The sequence below is a fragment of the Rhizobium anhuiense genome (assembly GCF_003985145.1).
In the GTDB taxonomy this organism is placed as follows: Bacteria; Pseudomonadota; Alphaproteobacteria; order Rhizobiales; family Rhizobiaceae; genus Rhizobium; species Rhizobium anhuiense.
The window spans coordinates 125097-142407 of sequence record NZ_ML133537.1 but is presented as its reverse complement, the minus strand read 5'-3'; the positions used below and the strand labels follow the sequence as shown (position 1 = coordinate 142407).

Sequence of the window (17311 nt, the reverse complement as noted above, 5' to 3'; positions counted from 1 at the left end):
AGAAGAGAATCGTCGATTATTCGTTGATCAACCGCTTCAGAAGCTCGACTTCGTGCGAAAGCTTGGTGTCTCCCGAAATCAGTTCCTCGATCTTGCGTACGGCATGCAGCACGGTCGTGTGATCACGACCGCCGAAACGGCGGCCGATCTCCGGGAAGGAGCGCGGCGTCAGCGTCTTCGACAGATACATGGCGATCTGGCGCGGCTTGACGATGACGCGGGTGCGGCGGTTCGAGACCAGTTCCTGGCGCGAGACGTTGTAGTGCCTGGCGACGATGCGCTGGATATCCTCGATGCGCACCCGGCGGGGCTCGCCGGAGCCGACCAGATGGGCGAGCAGTTCGTCCACGCGCTCGATCGACAGGTTCGGCTCGAAGGAGCGGCGGAAGACCAGCTGGTTGAAGGCGCCTTCGAGTTCGCGGCCGCTGGCCGTGACGTTGCGGGCGACATGCTGGAGCAGTTCGGCCGGAATTTCGAGTGATGGATCTTCGAGCCGGGCTGCAGCAAGGCGACGCCTGAGGATTTCGAGACGCATCTCGTAATCCGGCGCGTCGAATTCGATCGCGACACCGCCTTGCAGGCGCGAACGGACGCGGGGATCGAGCGACTCCAACTCCCAGGGCGCACGATCGGCAGCAACGACGACCTGCTTGGCGCTGTCGAGCAGCATGTTGAGGAGATGACAGAATTCATGCTGGATCATCTTGCCCTGCAGGAACTGCATGTCGTCGATGATCAGGAGATCGATGTTGCGCAGCGAATCCTTCAGCGTCAGCGCATCATTGTCGCGGATTGCGGTGGCGAAGCGCCACATGAAATATTCGGCCGTCAGATAGACGACGCGCAGCGCCCTCGGGTTCTGAACCGCCGCATTGGCGACCGCCTGCAGCAGATGGGTCTTGCCGAGGCCGACCGTCGAATGGATGAAGAGCGGATTGAAGCGCACGGCGCCGGAACCGGCTTCCGCGATCGTCTTGGCAGCCGCAAGCGCGACCCGGTTCGAGCTGCCTTCCACGAAGGTATCGAAGGTGAAGCGGCTATCGAGCGGCGAGCCAAAGAGCGGCGAACCGAAGCTTGCGGGCCTTGCCGCAGCAACAGCCGACACCGCCTGCTGGACGGCCTGACCGGCCGGCTGGGCGCTCGTCGGGCGGCGCATCTGGGGGGCAACGACCGGCTCGGGCTGAACCGCCTCGTCGAGCGCCTTGGTGCCGCTGCGCGTTGCCGTGCGCACCAGGACTTCGATCTTGAGAATTTCCGGGTCCTCGGCCTGGAACAGACCGGTGATGAGATCGAGATAACGATTGTTGATCCACGACTTCAGGAAGGTCGTGGGAACCGAGAGACGAACGACGCTCTTCGATACCGAATGCAGCTTCAGCCTGGCGAACCAGCTGGCATAGACGTCAGGACCGACCTGGGCCTTCAAGCGCGCGCTGACGCGCTCAAACAAGATGCTGTGCTTCATGTCCGCCTTTGCTTCCCCCACTTCCAGGCGAATGGTGCCGAACGTCTGCGGTGCCGCATCCCCATTGTCGAGCCCGCCCGTCGTCATCGTATTCATGTGCATAATGCCGCCTTTCAATTCCACCGGGCGGCTTCCGCTAAAATAGCCGCCCGATCATTCCCCGCTTTGGCGGGCTGACGGCATCCTCATGAAGCCGCTCACCTGCCGGTTCACTCAAACACTGCCCCCGAAGGGACCGGCAACAGAATTCCGTTGCAGGGACCGCATTCATGCGGAACCTTCAGCGGCTTTCCGTGCCAGGCTGGCGGTCGATCCTCGTTTTCGGCCGACCAGCCCGAACGCAATATCACTTTAACCCTCTCCTGCGGTCTCGCCTTAAACGTGTGGCCGCTGAAGGCACAAAACATCCCCGCTCCGTAACAGCCACGTTACGGCCCAAATCCGTCAAGTGCTTGAAAAAACGGAAACGCAATGCTCCGTAACAAAGGGCACAAACTTATCGCCCTGCCGACGTGGCAGTTAAGACCGAGCCTCTGCAGGTGATGTCCGCGCCCTTTGTTGAAAGCCATTTAGGCAGGATCAAAAGGCAATATCAACGATGAATTTTACGCAAAATTAAGAAGCGGCCATTGACTCCGCCTGCCCTTTTCGGGCGTCACACCAGCGTCAAAAAAGAATCGCTTTTGAATCAAGGAGATTCCCCGTTCGGGCTATTTTGACACGCATGGAAAGAAAAAAAATAAAAATCTTCTTGACTCACCCCTGACCCCGAAAGCGTGGGGTAGAGTCGCGCGGCGTGAAAGCATCCTAGCGCAAGCCATTGTTTTTAAACAATTTTTCCTGTCATGGCACTGACACGAAACAGTCGTGAGATTAACCATGCAGGGGCTGATTGGCGGAATCGAAAAAGCCCGGTAAAATTACCGGGCTAATCATAAAGAGGAAGTCGTTAAAGGAAGATTATGCGGTCGTGGTGACCGAAAGAGCCTTCACACGAGCAGCCAGGCGCGAAACCTTGCGCGATGCCGTATTGGAGTGCAGCACACCCTTGCTGGCGGCGCGGGCAAGCTCGGGCTGAGCCGCCAGGAAAGCTTCCTTCGCCTTGGCGGCGTCACCGGATGCGATGGCCTCTTCGACCTGGCGAACGAAAGTACGAACGCGCGAGCGACGAGCCTTATTGACGTCGGTACGGCGGGCGATCTTGCGGGTCGCTTTTTTCGCCGAAGTTGTATTGGCCATGGATGCCTCTCTCAAGAATTCGAACAAACTCCGCCATTACCGCGGGCCCTGCGGCCACAAAATCCAGCAATGCGGGAGCAATCGCGGAAAACCAAACCGGCTTTCCGAACCGTGGGCGGGCATATAACTCTAAAGCCGGCCCACGTCAACGCGGATTTTCAAGCTTTACCACCGGCAAGCGCCGAAAAACATTCAACGGTGCGTAAAAGCCGGTTTGCGCTTCTCGACGAAGGCCGCCATGCCTTCTTTCTGGTCGTCGGTGGCAAAGAGACTGTGAAACAGCCGGCGCTCGAAACGCAAGCCCTCCTCCAGCGTCGTCTCGAATGCGCGGTTGACTGCCTCCTTGGCCATCAGGACCGAGGGACGCGACAGCGAGGCGATCTTTTCGGCCGCGGCAAAAGCCTCGTCGAGCAGACGCTCGGGCGCCACCACACGCGAAACGAGTCCCGATCGTTCGGCTTCCGCCGCATCCATCATCCGGCCGGTCAGGATGAGGTCCATCGCCTTCGCCTTGCCGACGGCGCGGGTCAGCCGCTGCGACCCGCCCATGCCGGGAATGACGCCGAGGGTGATTTCCGGCTGGCCGAACTTCGCCGTCTCCGAGGCGATGATGAAATCGCACATCATCGCGAGCTCGCAGCCGCCGCCGAGCGCAAAACCGCTGACGGCAGCGATGACAGGCTTGCGCGCCTTGGCGACATCATCCCAGCCGCTGATGAAATCACTCTTATAGATGTCGGCAAACTGAAGCGCCTGCATTTCCTTGATATCGGCGCCGGCGGCAAAGGCGCGCTCGGAACCGGTGAGCACGATCGCGCCGACCGTCTCATCGGCGTGGAAGCCGGCATACGCCACCTTCAGCTCCTTCAGCACGGTGGAGTTCAGGGCATTCAGCGCCTGCGGACGGTTCAGCGTGACGAGGCCGACATTGCCTCGGGTTTCGACGATCAGGGTCTCGTAGGTCATGCTGTTCTCCCGGTTTCTCACTCTTACTTCTGGCAGGCGGCGCAATAGAAGGTGGAGCGACCCGCCTGGACGATGCGGGCGACCGTACCGCCGCAGCCGGGCATGCGGCAAGCCTGACCTTCGCGATCGTAGACGGAGAAGGAATGCTGGAAATAGCCGAGCGATCCGTCGGTCTGGATATGGTCACGCAGCGACGATCCGCCGGCCGCGATCGCATCGGCGATGACGTCGCGGATCGAGGCGACGAGCAGGTCGAGCTGCGCCTTCGGCCGGCCGGCCGCCGTCACCAGCGAGCCGGCGGCGCGGACCGGCGAAAGATGCGAGCGCCACAGCGCCTCGCAGACATATATATTGCCGAGACCCGCAATGTTCTTCTGGTCGAGCAGCGCGCTCTTCAGCGGCTGCGCCTTGTCTCGGAAGCGGTCGGCGAGATAGGCGGCGCCGAGTTCGTTTCCCGTCGGCTCCGGGCCGAGATCGCGGAAGAAGGGGTGGGCGGCAAGATCGGCCCGCCCCACCATATCCATGAAGCCGAAACGGCGCGGATCGTTATAGACGACGCGGCGTGGGCCGCTTGCACCCTGCAAATGGAAGACGACGTGATCGTGCTTCTCGTCCTTCGAGCGGGCATGATGGAATTCGCCTGGCGCAGCGGAGGCAACCCCCTCCTCGATGCGGCCCTCCTCGATGCGAAAGGAACCGGACATGCCGAGGTGGGAAATCAGCGTGTTGCCGTCGTCGAGGTCGACCAGCAGATATTTGGCGCGGCGGCCAAGACCGACAATAGTGCGGCCGGAAACCCTGTCGGCGAAAGCGTCGGGAAAGGGGAAGCGCAGATCGCCGCGCCGCAGTTCCAGCCTGGTGATGCGCGTGCCTTCCATCGCCGGCGTCAGGCCGCGTTTCACCGTTTCGACTTCTGGCAATTCCGGCATCTTAACCCATCTATATCTAACGTGTTTCAACCGACGACGATGTGCGCTATAGCGCCAGTGTGCCGCGGAGAACGCGGTCCATAGATAATGTCGCGCACGGTCTTTCGCTATGGCCACCGCGCCCGAATCTTCAGGAATGGAGCAGTCTGATGTCAGAAAGCCGCACTTCCGCCGATGGCGGCATGGAGACCTCCTACGGCTTCCGCGAGGTGCCTGACGGCGAGAAGCAGGGCCTGGTCAACCAGGTGTTCCACAAGGTCGCCAAGCGCTACGACATCATGAACGACGTCATGTCGATGGGCATGCACCGCGCCTGGAAGGATGCGATGATTTCGGCGCTGAACCCACGCAAGGAGCCGGGTTACAAGGTGCTCGACGTCGCCGGCGGCACGGGTGATATCGCCTTCCGCATCGTCGAGGCTTCGGGCCGGCAGGCGCATGCTACCGTGCTCGACATCAACGGTTCGATGCTCGGCGTCGGTGCCGAGCGGGCGGAAAAGAAGAAGCTTTCCGGCAATCTCACCTTCGTCGAGGCGAATGCCGAGGAACTGCCTTTCGAGGCCGGCAGCTTCGATGCCTATACGATCGCCTTCGGCATCCGCAACGTGCCGCGGATCGACGTCGCGCTGTCGGAAGCCTATCGCGTCTTGAAACGCGGCGGACGGCTGCTGGTGCTGGAATTTTCCGAAGTCGATATGCCGCTTCTCGACAAGATCTACGACGCCTGGTCGTTCAATGCCATTCCGCAATTCGGCAAGGCGATTACCGGCGATGCCGAACCCTACCAATATCTGGTGGAATCGATCCGCAAGTTCCCGAACCAGGAGAATTTTGCGGCCATGATCCGCCAGGCCGGCTTTTCGCGCGTCACCTACACCAATTTTACCGGCGGCATCGCCGCTCTCCATTCCGGCTGGAAGCTCTGACGCATGACGTCGAAAAATGTAGAGCGGTTTTCGGATAGCGTCGCGAGAGAATCACACAGGACATGAGCACTTTCGGGGCATATTTCAGGCTCGTTCGGGTCGGCTGGATTCTTGTGCGCGAAGGCGTGATCTCGGCGCTGCCGTCGGAGGGCCTGCCGCCCCCGATCAGCCTTGCCAAATCCTTCGTCGGCGTGTTTGCGCGCAACCGCGCCAAGGCGATTGCGCGCAGCGACCGGCTGGCGCAGGCCGTCGAACGGCTCGGCCCCTCCTATGTGAAGATCGGGCAGTTCCTGGCGACGCGGCCGGATGTCGTCGGCGTCGAATTTGCCAACGACCTGTCGCAGCTTCAGGACCGGATGGCCTTCTTTCCCTCGGCCGCCGCCAAGGCCAATATCGAAGGCTCGCTTGGACGGCCGATCGGCGAGCTCTATGCGAGCTTCGGCGAGCCGATCGCCGCCGCCTCGATCGCCCAGGTGCATCCGGCCGAGGTCGAGACATCGGCGGGCCGCAAGAAGGTCGCCGTCAAGATCGTGCGGCCGGGCGTGCGCCAGCGCTTCGCCCATGACATCGAGGCGATGTATCTCGTTGCCCATATGCAGGAGCGTTTCCTGCCGTTCAGCCGGCGGCTGCGACCGGTCGAGGTGACGAAGACGCTAGAGCAGACGACCAAGGTGGAGATGGATCTTCGCCTGGAGGCGGCCGCCCTTTCCGAGATCGCCGAGAATACCGAAGAAGACCCGGGCTTCCGGGTGCCGAAGGTCGACTGGGAGCGCACCGGGCGCGACGTCATCACCATGGAGTGGATCGACGGCACGAGAATGTCCGACGTCGAGGGCCTGCGGGCGGCGGGTCACGATCTCAACCTGCTTGCCGATACGCTGATCCAGTCGTTCCTGCGCCACACGCTGCGCGACGGCTTTTTCCATGCCGACATGCATCCGGGCAATCTCTTCGTCGATGCCGACGGCATGATCGTCGCCGTCGACATGGGCATTGTCGGGCGGCTGGGCAAGAAGGAGCGGCGGTTCCTCGCCGAAATCCTCTACGGCTTCATCACCCGCGACTATATTCGCGTCGCCGAGGTGCATTTCGAGGCGGGCTATGTGCCCGGCCATCACAATGTCGAGAGCTTTGCCCAGGCGATCCGGGCGATCGGCGAGCCGATCCACGGGCAGCCGGCCGAGACGATCTCGATGGGCAAGCTGCTGACGCTGCTGTTCGAAGTGACCGAACTGTTCGACATGGCGACGCGGCCGGAACTGGTGATGCTGCAGAAGACCATGGTCGTGGTCGAGGGCGTGTCGCGCATGCTCAATCCGCGCTTCAACATGTGGAAGGCCTCCGAGCCCGTCGTCGGCGACTGGATCCGCACCAATCTCGGGCCGAAGCGGATCGCCACCGATATCAAGGACGGGCTGAAGGCGGCGGTCAAGCTCGCCGAAGCCGTGCCGGAAATTGCGGCGAAGACCGAAAAATTCCACCACCAGCTTCTGCATATGAGCGAGCACGGGCTGCGTTTCGATGCGCAGACGGCGGATGCGATCGGCAAGGCCGAGGCGCGCCACAATCGCTCGGCCAGGATCGCGCTGTGGATCATCGCATTGACGCTTCTCTATATTGCCTGGATGCTGAGCTGACCGTCTGCCAAAAACATGCTGTGTTCGGCATTTGGGATATCCCATGTGACGGAGGGCTCGCTTAGTCTCATTTTCAAGGAGATAGGCACATGAAGCACGAACGCCTTGGCATCGAACTTTCCGGACGACCGCTCGGTTTTGCCGAGATGGTGACGATTGGTGCGGGCAAGGCTGCGATTTCGGCTTCGGCGACAGGCATGTCCCGCATCGCGATCGCCCGCGAGATCGTCGAGGATGCAATTGCCTCCGGCATGCCCGTCTACGGCTCGACGACAGGCGTCGGCGCCATGAAGGATGTGGAGTGGTCGGCCGACGAACTCGACACTTTCAATCTCGGCCTGGTGCGCGCCCATCATTTCGGCACCGGCACACCCTTTTCCTGCAACATCGTGCGCAATGCCATGGCGATCCGCATCAATACGGCGCTGACCGGCCAGGTCGGCTGCACGCCGGAGCTGATCGAGGCCTATATCCGGATGCTCGAGGCCGATCTCATCCCGGTCGTGCGCCGCACCGGCTCCATCGGCTGTGCGGATATCGGGCTGATGGGACAGATCGGCGCGGTGCTGACCGGCGTCGGCGAAGCGATCTATCGCGGCAACCGGATGCAGGCGGCCGAGGCATTCCGGGCGGCCGGGCTGGAACCGATGCGGATGGCGCCGCGCGACAGCCTCGCCTCGCTCAGCATCAACGCGGTGAGCTTTGCCTCGGCGGCGGAAACGACGCGCAATGCCGCGGCCTCGATCCGCATCCTGCTGGCGACGGCGATGATGGCGGCCGGCGCGCTCGGCGCTTCCCGCGATCCCTGGAAGGCGGTCCGCCATGTCGGCACGGCGCGCGAAGCGCTGATCGGCGCCTGGCTCTGCAATGCTTCCGAAGAATGGAACTGGCCGGTCGCGACCCATGTGCAGGATCCGCTCAGCCTGCGCATGATCGCCCAGGTGTTCGGCGCGGTGATCGAAAACCTTTTGTCGACCGGCCACAAGATCCTTGCCGCCACCGGCCGCTCGGACGACAATCCCGTCGTCGTCGAGGGCCGCGTGATGACGTCGGGCGGTTCGCTGCCGCTCGATGTAACGATCCTGCTCGAATCGGCCGCGCTCTGCATGGCGCATGCGGCGCGCAACGCCTTCAATCGCTGTGTCATTCTCGGCAACGGCCAGCGACGCGACCTGCCGGTCAATCTCGTGCCGCCGGGGCGGATCGCCACAGGTTTCGGGCCGATCATCAAGCTTGCCGGCGAGATCTTCTCGCGCGTGCTGTCGATGTCCAATCCTGTTTCGGCCCAGTCGCTGGTCGTCGCAGCCGGGTTGGAGGACGAGGCGGCCTTCCTGCCGCTCGTCATCGAGCGCTTCGACCGGCAGATGCGGGCGCTGAAACGCCTCGCCGCCCTCGAGGCGCTGCTGTCGGCTCAGGCGATCGACATACTCGGCGATGAACCGAAGGGTGTTGCCGCCATGCTCTACGAGGTCGTGCGCAAACATGCGGATTTCTATGTTGTCGACCGGCCGCTTTCGGCGGAAGTGGAGGCGATCGAGGAGGAGCTCGGTTCGGACGACTTCGTCTCGAAGCTGACCGAGCAGGTTCCAATCGCCTCCTTCGACGACTTCTTCGCCCTCGGCTCGCTGGAGCGAGTCGAGGAGCGGCTGACCCATCACGAGCCGGCAGCACTCTGATTTCAGTTTAGGGAGGAAGCGGCATGGACTTCGATCTCGTTCTGCAGGGCACGGTGGTGCTGCCGGACCGCATTCTTGAACAGGGCTATGTCGCCGTGCGCGACGGCAAGATCGCCGAGGTCGGCCTCGGCGTGCCGCCGGCGGGCCGTGAACGGCATTTGCTCGGAAAAGCGCTGATCCTGCCCGGCGCGATCGACGCGCAGGTGCATTCACTCTCGCAGAAGGACCAGGAGGATTTCATCTGGTCGACGCGCTCGGCGGCGGCCGGCGGCGTGACAACAATCGTCGACATGCCCTATGACGAGGGCAATCTCGTCTGCTCGGCTGCGGCGCTACAGCGGAAGATCGACCATGCCGGACCGCAGGCGCGCGTCGACTTCGCGCTTTACGGCACCATCGATCCGGAAGAAGGCCCGGCTCGGATCCGCGAGATGGTGGAGGCAGGCGTTGCCGCCTTCAAGTTTTCGACCTTCGGCACCGATCCCAAGCGCTTTCCGCGCATTCCGCCGGCCCTGCTCGACGCCTGCTTTGCCGCGATCGCGCCGACGGGGCTGACGGCGGGCGCGCACAATGAAGACGACGAGGCGGTGCGAACCTATATGGAGCAGGTGAAGGCGAGCGGCATCACCGACTGGCGGGCGCACGGCCTGTCGCGGCCTGCGATTACCGAGCTGTTGGCGATGCACACGATCTTCGAGACGGGTGCGGCCACCGGCTGCCCGGCGCATGTGGTGCACTGCTCGCTCGGGCGCGGCTACGATATCGCCCGCGCCTATCGCCGCGACGGATTTGCGGCAACGGTCGAATGCTGCATCCACTACCTGACGCTCGACGAGGAAAACGACGTGAAGCGCTTGGGCGGCAAGGCGAAGATCAATCCGCCGCTACGGGCGCGCGCCGAGGTGGAGACGCTCTGGCGGAAGGTGGCCGAGGGCAATGTCTGGCTGGTCTCGACCGATCACGTCAGCTGGTCGGAAAACCGCAAGATCAATCCCGACATGCTCGCCAACGCATCCGGCGTTCCCGGCCTGGAGGTGATGGTGCCGCTGTTCGTCAAAGGCGCCACCGAGCGCGGCATTCCCCTGACATGGGCGGCCAAGCTGATGGCGGAGAACCCGGCGAAGCATTTCCGGCTCGACCATATCAAGGGCGCGCTGGCACCGGGCAAGGACGCCGATATCACCGTGCTGGAGCCGCACGACAGCGTCTATGATGCCGCCGCGAGCGGCAACAACGTCGTCGGCTGGAGCCCCTATAACGGCATCCGCCTGCCCTGGACCGTCTCGGCCACCTATCTGCGCGGCGAAAAGATCGCCGAGGGCGGAAAGGTGCTGGCCGAGCCCGGCACCGGCCGGTTCGTGCGGCCGCTGCCGCGCCAGGTCATGGCAGGAACTGCCGCATGAGCCGCAATCTTCCCGTCAATGCCGGCCGGATCGCTGGCGATATCGAGGCGCTGGCCGCAATGACCGAGCCGGGGCGTCCCTGGACGCGGCGGGCCTTCTCGCCGCTCTTCCTCGAGGGCCGGGCCTATATCGAAGCGCGGATGAAGGCGGCGGGACTGGAAACGCGGATCGATGCCGCCGGCAATCTGGTCGGCCGGCGGACAGGCCAGAAACCATGGCTCGGCACGATCATGATCGGCTCGCATTCCGACACCGTGCCGGACGGCGGCCGCTTCGACGGCATCGCCGGGGTGATCTCGGCGCTGGAGGTGGCGCGGGCGCTTGCTGAGCAGGATATCAAGCTCGATCACGATCTCGAAATCGTCGATTTCCTGGCCGAGGAGGTCAGCATCTTCGGCGTGTCCTGCATCGGCAGCCGCGGCATGACCGGCCAACTGCCGGAGGCCTGGCTTTCGCGCGTCAGCGACGGGCGCGACCTGGCCGAGGGCATCGCTGAGGTCGGCGGCAGGCCCGATGTGCTGATGCAGCAGAACAGGCCCGATATAGCAGGCTTTCTCGAGCTCCATATCGAGCAGGGTCCGGTGCTCGAAGCCGAGAGGCAGGATATCGGCATCGTCACCGCGATCTCGGGCATCACCCGGATCGAGATCACCGTCGAAGGGCGGGCCGACCATGCCGGCACGACGCCGATGGACCGACGGGCGGATGCGCTGGTGGCGGCATCGCAGCTGGTGCTCGACATCCGCAACGCCGCCGCAGAGCTTGCCAAAACGCCGGGGCATTTTGCAGCGACGGTCGGGGAATTCCGGATCGAGCCGAATGCCGCCAATGTCGTGCCGTCGAAGGTCACGCTGCTGATCGATGGGCGCGCGGAGAGCCGCGCCGACATGGAGGCTTTCTGCCGCTGGCTCGACGGCCATGTCGAAAAGCTGGCAGGAGCCTACGGCGTGACGATCAAGACGCCGAACCGGGTTTCCGACAATCTGCCGACGCCAGGCGATGCCGGACTGCTGTCGACACTGGAGGCGGCCTGTGAGCGGGTCGGTGCAAAAAGCCGGCGCATGGCCTCAGGCGCGGGACACGATACGGCCTGGATCGCCAAGGTGGCGCCGGCGGCGATGATCTTCGTGCCCTGCCGGGAAGGCCGCAGCCATTCGGCCGACGAATGGGCCGAGAATGACGATATCGCCCTCGGCGCCGCCGTGCTGTTCGAAGCGGTGCGCGAGATGGACACGAGCTTGAGGCAGGAGAGGACCGATGGGACGCATACTCGTTGAGAAGGACGTGGAAGCTGCCGTCAAGGGCGGTTCCGTCTATGCCGCCGGCGGCGGCGGCTGGGCCGATCATGGACGGATGCTTGGGCTTGCCGCCGTCAATGTCGGCAAGCCGGAGCTGGTCTCGATCGACGAGTTGCAGGATGAGGACTGGATCGCCACCGCTGCCGCGATCGGCGCGCCGGCCTCCACCACCCCCTGGGAAATGCAGGGCATCGACTATGTGAAAGCGGTGCAGTTGCTGCAGGAGGCGCTTGGGGAAAAGCTTTCCGGGCTGATCATCGGCCAGAACGGCAAATCCTCGACGCTGAACGGCTGGCTGCCGTCGGCCATCCTCGGCACCAAGGTGGTCGATGCGGTCGGCGACATCCGCGCGCATCCGACGGGCGACATGGGCTCGATCGGCATGGCCGGTTCGCCCGAGCAGATGATCCAGACCGCCGTCGGCGGCAATCGGGCGGAGAATCGCTATATCGAACTGGTGGTGAAGGGCGCGACGGCGAAGATCTCGCCGGTGCTGCGCGCCGCCGCCGATCAATCCGGCGGCTTCATCGCCAGCTGCCGCAATCCGCTGAGGGCTTCCTATGTCAGGACCCATGCCGCACTCGGCGGCATCTCGATGGCGCTGGCGCTCGGCGAGGCGATCATCGCGGCGGAGAAGCGCGGCGGGTCAGCTGTCATCGACGCGATCTGCAAGACGACCGGCGGGCATATCCTTGCCGAGGGGATCATCACCCGCAAGGACGTCGTCTACACCAAGGAAGCCTTCGACATCGGTACGATCACCGTCGGCGCGGGCGAAAAATCGGTGACGCTGCATGTGATGAACGAATATATGGCGGTGGACGATGCGGATGGCGGGCGGCTTGCCACCTTCCCGGCCGTCGTCACCACGCTTTCACCGGAGGGCGAACCGCTCAGCGTCGGCCAGCTTCAGGACGGCATGCACGTCTTCATCCTGCATGTGCCGATGGACATCATTCCGCTCTCGGCAAGCGTGCTCGATCCGACCGTCTATCCCGTCGTCGAAAAGGCGATGGGGATCGAGATCGCACGTTATGCGCTGGCAACGAAAGCCTGAGCCATGGCGCGCGATCCCGGTCTCGAAGAACTGATGCGCGAGGAACTCGGCGATCGGCCGGGCCTTACCGAAAAATCCATGTTCGGCGGCTGGGCCTTCATCCTGAACGGCAATCTCCTCTGCTGCGCGCGCCATGACGGCATGCTGATCCGTCTCGGCAAGGGCAATGACGGCTGGGCGCTGGCATTGCCAGGCGTGATCCAGATGCTGTCGGGCGAGCGGGTGATGCATGGCTGGGTGCGCGGTGGTGCCGAGGTTTACGGCGACGATGCCCTGAGACGGCGTTTGCTCGATGCGGCACTTGCCTATGTGGAATCGCTGCCGAGTAAGTGACGATCGAAGGCAGAGCAAAACGAGGAACCCACGATGTCGAAGGCCAATCCACGCCATCCGAAATTTCCGATTCCCGGCGGGCCGGAGCTGCGCGCCAAGGGCTGGCGGCAGGAGGCGCTGCTGCGGCTGCTCGAAAACGTGCTCTCCGTCGGCGAGGATCCCGACAACCTCATCGTCTACGCCGCGCTCGGCAAGGCGGCCCGCAACTGGGCGGCCCACAAAGGCATCGTCAAGGCGCTGACCGAAATGGACGAGGACCAGACGCTGCTCATCCAGTCCGGCAAGCCGATCGGGCTCGTTCGGACGCATGCCAAGGCGCCGCTCGTCATCATGGCGAACTGCAATATCGTCGGGCAATGGGCAAAGGCCGAGGTGTTCTACGAGCTGCAGCGCAAGGGGCTGATCTGCTGGGGCGGGCTGACGGCCGGCGCCTGGCAATATATCGGCAGCCAGGGGGTCATCCAGGGCACCTACGAGATCTTCATGCGCATTGCCGAGCGGCGCTTCGGCGGCGATCTCCTCGGCCGCTTCGTGCTGACCGCCGGCCTCGGCGGCATGGGCGGGGCGCAGCCGCTGGCCGGCCGCATGGCGGGGGCGGCAATCCTCTGCGTCGACATCGATCCGGAGCGCGCCCGCAAGCGACAGCAGATCGGTTATCTCCAGGAAATCGCGCCTGATCTCGATACCGCCCTGCAGATGATCGATGCGGCGGTGAAGGAGAAACGGGCGCTGTCCGTCGGGCTCGTCGGCAATGCGGCGGAGGTCTATCCCGAGATCGCCCGGCGCGGCATCGTGCCCGATATCGTCACCGACCAGACCTCGGCGCACGACCTCGTCTATGGCTACGTGCCGAAGGGCATGAGCCTCGATCAGGTCAAGGGCCTGCGCGACGATGGCCAAGGGCAATTGATGGCGGCAAGCCGCGCCTCGATCGTCGAACATGTGACGGCGATGCTGGAATTCCAGAAGAAGGGTTCTGAAGTCTTCGACAACGGCAACCTGATCCGCACGCAGGCCAAGGAGGGCGGCGTCGCCAATGCCTTCGACATTCCGATCTTCACCGAAGCCTATCTCAGGCCGCTGTTTGCCCGGGCGATCGGCCCGTTCCGCTGGATGGCGCTATCGGGCGAGGAGAGCGATATCGCCCGGATCGATGACCTGCTGCTCGAGATGTTCCCCGACAACAAGATCATCACCAACTGGATCCGGCTGGCGCGCGAGCATGTTCCCTTCGAAGGGCTGCCGGCCCGCATCGCCTGGCTCGGCCACGGCGAACGCACGGCACTCGCGAGGCGCGTCAACACGCTGGTTGCGAGCGGCGAACTGAGAGGCCCGGTCGCCTTCTCCCGCGACCATCTCGATGCCGGCGCCATGGCGCACCCGAACATCATGACCGAGCGGATGAAGGACGGCTCCGACGCGATCGCCGACTGGCCGCTGATCGATGCGATGATGCTCTGCTCGTCGATGGCCGATCTCGTCGTCATTCATTCCGGCGGCGGCGGCTATGCCGGCTATATGACGAGCTGCGGCGTCACCGTCATCGCCGATGGCACGGATGCCGCCGACGAACGGCTCGATCATGCGCTGACCAACGATACCGCACTCGGCGTCATGCGGTATGCCGATGCCGGTTACGAGGAGGCGCTGGATGAAGTGGCGAAGAAAGACGTGCCCTATCTCCGGCTTGGCTGATGTGCGGGAGCAGACATCCAGACCTTTCCAGAATTATCAGGCATCAGGCAATCAGATTGGAGACCTCGAGGAGATTGCCGTCGGGGTCCCGGAAATAGACCGAGCGCAGACGTCCGGTCGCGCCGGTGCGTTCGACCGGACCCTCTTCGATCGCAACGCCTGAGGCCTGCAGATGCGTGATGACATCGGCGAGCGTCGTCTCGGCGATGAAGCAGAGGTCGCCGGAGCCGGCTGTGGGATGACTCGCCTTGGGATCGAATTCGCGGCCGGCCTGGTGCAGGTTGATCTTCTGCCGGCCGAATTTCAGCGCCTTGCGGCCTTCCGCGAAGGTTTCGACCGACATGCCGAGGATGCGGGCATAGAAATCGCAGGTGATGGCAATATCGGCGACGGTCAGCACCAGATGGTCGAGGCGGTCGATGCGGATCATGCTGTTCTCCTCGCGAGGTGCTTTGCAAGACAGGCGGAGACAAAGGCCAGCGCCAGCATGGCAAGCGTGAAGATAACGACGGCGGTCCAGCCTTCAACCGCGAAGAACCAGCCGCCCGCCGAACCCATCAAGCTGGAGCCGACATAATAGGCAAGCATATAGAGCGATGAGGCGTGGCCTTTGGTGCCATGCGCCAGCCTGCCGACAAGGCCGCTGGCGATGGAATGGCTCATGAAGAAGCCGGTGGTGAGCACGATGATGCCGAGGATGATGACCGGGAGCGAGGCAAAGAGCGTCAGCGCGCTGCCGGCGGCGGTGAGTGCCAGACCGAAGAGAAGCACGGAAAAATGGCCGATCCGGTCTCCGAGGAGGCCGCCGATCGAGGAGGCGCCGATGCCGAAGAGATAGACGGTGAAGATCAGGCCGAGTTCGGTCTGGTTGAGGCCGTAAGGCGGCGCCACGAGGCGGAAGCCGGCATAATTATAGATCGTCACGAAGGAGCCCATCGCCAGGAAGGCGATGGCGAAGAGGAAGGGCAGCGCCGGACTGCTGAGATGGCCGCGCCACGCGTTGAGATGAAAGCGCGGATCGAAGCCCGGCCGGCGGACGAAATTGCGTGACGGCGGCAGCAGGGCGATGAAGCCGATCGCAGCGGCAAGGCCGATGGCGCCGATCAGAAAGAGCGCCGGACGCCAGCTGAAATATTCGGCGAAGATACCTGTCAGCACGCGGCCGGACATGCCGCCGAAGGCCGTGCCGGCGACATAGAGGCCCATGGTGGCGCCGAGGCCGCGCGGATCGATTTCCTCGGCGAGATAGGCCATGGCGACGGCCGGCACGCCGCCGAGAACGAGGCCCTGCAGGGCGCGGATGACAAGCAGCAGGTGCCAGTTCGGGGCAAAAGCGGTGGCAATGGTCAGCAATGCCGCGCCGACCAGCGATATCGACATCAGGCTGCGGCGGCCAAGGCCTTCCGAGACGGCGGCGGCACAGACGATGGCGACCGCCAGGAAACCGGTGGAGAGCGAGAGGGACAGCGAGCTTTCGGCCGGGCTGACGGAGAACTCCTGCGAGAAGATCGGCAGCAGCGGCTGGACGCAATAGAGCAGCGAGAAGGTGGAGAAACCGGAAAGGAAGAGCGCCAGGCTGGCGCGGCGATAGGCGCCGGTTCCACGCGCGAGATAGTGCTTCTGCCCTGGGGTCGCTGATATCTCGGAGGTCTTTAATACATGCGCTGACGTCGGCATCTCTTCATCCTTCCGGTCTCCGATCTAGTCAACGCCGCTCCATTTGTCCAATATATGAAACTGGCGATTTCGATAGGTTTTGGAGATGACGATGGAGTTGCGGCACTTGCGATATTTCCTGGCGGTGGCGGAGGAAGGCAATTTCACCCGTGCGGCCGCCAAGCTCGGCATCGGGCAGCCGCCGCTCAGCCAGCAGATCCGCGATCTGGAGAGGGAAGTGGGTGCGGCGCTGTTTCACCGCGTGCCGCACGGCGCCGAATTGACGGCGGCGGGCGCTGCCTTCCTCGGCGAGGCAAAGGCGTCGCTGGCGGCTGCGGAAAAGGCAAAGCTTGCGGCGCAAAGCGCCAATCGCGGCGAGACCGGCCGGCTGTCGCTCGGCTTCACCGCATCCTCCGCCTTCAACCCCGTGGTCAGCGCGACGATCCGACGATTTCGTGCCCGCTGGCCCGATGTCCGGCTGGCGCTGACGGAAATGAATACGCTGGCGCTGATGCAGAAGCTGGAAGGCGGCGAGCTCGACGCCGCCTTCATGCGCCCCAGCCTCGACGACCCCGCCGGCGTCCGGCTGCGGCGATTGCCGGATGAGCCGATGGTGATCGCCCTGCCCGCCAGCCATCCTCTGGCACGGCGCAGCAAACTGCCGCTTGCGGCACTGGCGGACGAACCTTTCATCCTCTTTCCCCGGCTCGTCGGCTTGAGCCTCTACGACGATGTCGTGCTGGCCTGCCGCAAGGCGGGATTCGAGCTGACCGTGGCCCAGGAGGCGCCGCAGATTTCCTCCGTCGTCAATCTGGTGGCGGCAGAGCTCGGCGTCTCGATCGTGCCGGCCTCGATTTCGCAGATCAGGCTCGAAGGCGTCGCCTACCGGCCGATTGAGGGGCCGCCGGCTGTGGCGCGTCTGGCGCTGGCAATGTTGAAGACACATCGCTCGCCGGTCACCGAGAACCTGATGAGCCTGCTGAGCTAAAGCGCGTCGCGATCCTTCAGATTCGCTCTTCGCGCTTTAGAGC

15 protein-coding genes are annotated in these 17311 nt (G+C 63.7%); 9 read left to right on the top strand and 6 right to left on the bottom strand.

From position 1 onward, the window contains the following. Positions 1-16 precede the first annotated feature (16 nt). The 4 genes from dnaA to mutM all read right to left on the bottom strand — a co-directional run bounded on the left by dnaA (position 17) and on the right by mutM (position 4599). A complete protein-coding gene (gene dnaA / locus EEQ99_RS29635; protein WP_047617290.1) occupies positions 17-1567 on the bottom strand; it encodes a chromosomal replication initiator protein DnaA in 1551 nt (516 codons plus the stop codon). A gap of 858 nt (positions 1568-2425) precedes the next feature. Then, positions 2426-2704, bottom strand: coding sequence for a 30S ribosomal protein S20 (rpsT, locus tag EEQ99_RS29630; RefSeq protein WP_003544819.1), 279 nt, complete (start codon positions 2702-2704; stop codon positions 2426-2428). Positions 2705-2896: 192 nt separating this feature from the next. Beyond that, complete coding sequence (locus tag EEQ99_RS29625) at positions 2897-3670, bottom strand: enoyl-CoA hydratase (RefSeq protein WP_047617292.1); 774 nt, start codon at positions 3668-3670, stop codon at positions 2897-2899. A gap of 23 nt (positions 3671-3693) precedes the next feature. Continuing rightward, a complete protein-coding gene (gene mutM / locus EEQ99_RS29620; protein WP_047617222.1) occupies positions 3694-4599 on the bottom strand; it encodes a bifunctional DNA-formamidopyrimidine glycosylase/DNA-(apurinic or apyrimidinic site) lyase in 906 nt (301 codons plus the stop codon). A 149-nt stretch (positions 4600-4748) separates the two neighbouring features. Between mutM and ubiE the strand changes: the two genes are divergently transcribed. The 8 genes from ubiE to EEQ99_RS29580 all read left to right on the top strand — a co-directional run bounded on the left by ubiE (position 4749) and on the right by EEQ99_RS29580 (position 14624). Further along, the gene (ubiE, locus tag EEQ99_RS29615; protein ID WP_047617224.1) at positions 4749-5525 is read left to right on the top strand and encodes a bifunctional demethylmenaquinone methyltransferase/2-methoxy-6-polyprenyl-1,4-benzoquinol methylase UbiE; all 777 of its coding nucleotides are present in this window, start codon (positions 4749-4751) and stop codon (positions 5523-5525) included. A gap of 62 nt (positions 5526-5587) precedes the next feature. After that, on the top strand, positions 5588-7162 hold the full coding sequence (gene ubiB / locus EEQ99_RS29610) for a 2-polyprenylphenol 6-hydroxylase (protein WP_127431568.1): 1575 nt from the start codon (positions 5588-5590) through the stop codon (positions 7160-7162). An 89-nt stretch (positions 7163-7251) separates the two neighbouring features. Next, positions 7252-8838 (top strand): aromatic amino acid lyase, encoded by a 1587-nt coding sequence (locus tag EEQ99_RS29605; RefSeq protein WP_127431567.1) that lies wholly within the window; start codon positions 7252-7254, stop codon positions 8836-8838. A gap of 23 nt (positions 8839-8861) precedes the next feature. Then, positions 8862-10241 (top strand): dihydroorotase, encoded by a 1380-nt coding sequence (locus EEQ99_RS29600; RefSeq protein ID WP_127431566.1) that lies wholly within the window; start codon positions 8862-8864, stop codon positions 10239-10241. Further along, on the top strand, positions 10238-11518 hold the full coding sequence (locus EEQ99_RS29595) for a Zn-dependent hydrolase (protein ID WP_127431565.1): 1281 nt from the start codon (positions 10238-10240) through the stop codon (positions 11516-11518). Before EEQ99_RS29600 ends, EEQ99_RS29595 begins: the two co-directional genes overlap by 4 nt. After that, a complete protein-coding gene (locus EEQ99_RS29590; protein WP_127431564.1) occupies positions 11499-12596 on the top strand; it encodes a thiohydantoin desulfurase in 1098 nt (365 codons plus the stop codon). The genes EEQ99_RS29595 and EEQ99_RS29590 overlap by 20 nt, the downstream gene beginning before the upstream one ends. Before the next feature lie 3 nt (positions 12597-12599). Continuing rightward, positions 12600-12929 (top strand): TfoX/Sxy family protein, encoded by a 330-nt coding sequence (locus tag EEQ99_RS29585; RefSeq protein ID WP_047617233.1) that lies wholly within the window; start codon positions 12600-12602, stop codon positions 12927-12929. Between the two features lie 33 nt (positions 12930-12962). After that, positions 12963-14624, top strand: a complete 1662-nt coding sequence (locus EEQ99_RS29580) for a thiourocanate hydratase (protein ID WP_127431563.1) — start codon at positions 12963-12965, stop codon at positions 14622-14624. Between the two features lie 43 nt (positions 14625-14667). Here EEQ99_RS29580 and EEQ99_RS29575 read toward each other — a convergent pair whose 3' ends face one another. Beyond that, positions 14668-15054, bottom strand: coding sequence for a VOC family protein (locus tag EEQ99_RS29575; RefSeq protein ID WP_025570552.1), 387 nt, complete (start codon positions 15052-15054; stop codon positions 14668-14670). Then, a complete protein-coding gene (locus EEQ99_RS29570; protein WP_127431562.1) occupies positions 15051-16301 on the bottom strand; it encodes an MFS transporter in 1251 nt (416 codons plus the stop codon). The genes EEQ99_RS29575 and EEQ99_RS29570 overlap by 4 nt, the downstream gene beginning before the upstream one ends. 91 nt (positions 16302-16392) lie before the next feature. On the opposite strand from EEQ99_RS29570, the gene EEQ99_RS29565 reads away from it, so the two are divergent. Continuing rightward, positions 16393-17268 (top strand): LysR family transcriptional regulator, encoded by an 876-nt coding sequence (locus tag EEQ99_RS29565; RefSeq protein ID WP_025570548.1) that lies wholly within the window; start codon positions 16393-16395, stop codon positions 17266-17268. Positions 17269-17311 lie beyond the last annotated feature (43 nt).

Bases quoted from the DNA above. Each gene is read 5' to 3' on its own strand.
- ubiB (WP_127431568.1), top strand. From the start codon at position 5,588: ATGAGCACTTTCGGGGCATATTTCAGGCTCGTTCGGGTCGGCTGGATT.
- mutM (WP_047617222.1), bottom strand. From the start codon at position 4,599: ATGCCGGAATTGCCAGAAGTCGAAACGGTGAAACGCGGCCTGACGCCG.
- dnaA (WP_047617290.1), bottom strand. From the start codon at position 1,567: ATGCACATGAATACGATGACGACGGGCGGGCTCGACAATGGGGATGCG.
- EEQ99_RS29575 (WP_025570552.1), bottom strand. From the start codon at position 15,054: ATGATCCGCATCGACCGCCTCGACCATCTGGTGCTGACCGTCGCCGAT.
- EEQ99_RS29605 (WP_127431567.1), top strand. From the start codon at position 7,252: ATGAAGCACGAACGCCTTGGCATCGAACTTTCCGGACGACCGCTCGGT.
- EEQ99_RS29595 (WP_127431565.1), top strand. From the start codon at position 10,238: ATGAGCCGCAATCTTCCCGTCAATGCCGGCCGGATCGCTGGCGATATC.
- EEQ99_RS29570 (WP_127431562.1), bottom strand. From the start codon at position 16,301: ATGCCGACGTCAGCGCATGTATTAAAGACCTCCGAGATATCAGCGACC.
- ubiE (WP_047617224.1), top strand. From the start codon at position 4,749: ATGTCAGAAAGCCGCACTTCCGCCGATGGCGGCATGGAGACCTCCTAC.
- EEQ99_RS29625 (WP_047617292.1), bottom strand. From the start codon at position 3,670: ATGACCTACGAGACCCTGATCGTCGAAACCCGAGGCAATGTCGGCCTC.
- rpsT (WP_003544819.1), bottom strand. From the start codon at position 2,704: ATGGCCAATACAACTTCGGCGAAAAAAGCGACCCGCAAGATCGCCCGC.
- EEQ99_RS29565 (WP_025570548.1), top strand. From the start codon at position 16,393: ATGGAGTTGCGGCACTTGCGATATTTCCTGGCGGTGGCGGAGGAAGGC.
- EEQ99_RS29585 (WP_047617233.1), top strand. From the start codon at position 12,600: ATGGCGCGCGATCCCGGTCTCGAAGAACTGATGCGCGAGGAACTCGGC.
- EEQ99_RS29580 (WP_127431563.1), top strand. From the start codon at position 12,963: ATGTCGAAGGCCAATCCACGCCATCCGAAATTTCCGATTCCCGGCGGG.
- EEQ99_RS29600 (WP_127431566.1), top strand. From the start codon at position 8,862: ATGGACTTCGATCTCGTTCTGCAGGGCACGGTGGTGCTGCCGGACCGC.
- EEQ99_RS29590 (WP_127431564.1), top strand. From the start codon at position 11,499: ATGGGACGCATACTCGTTGAGAAGGACGTGGAAGCTGCCGTCAAGGGC.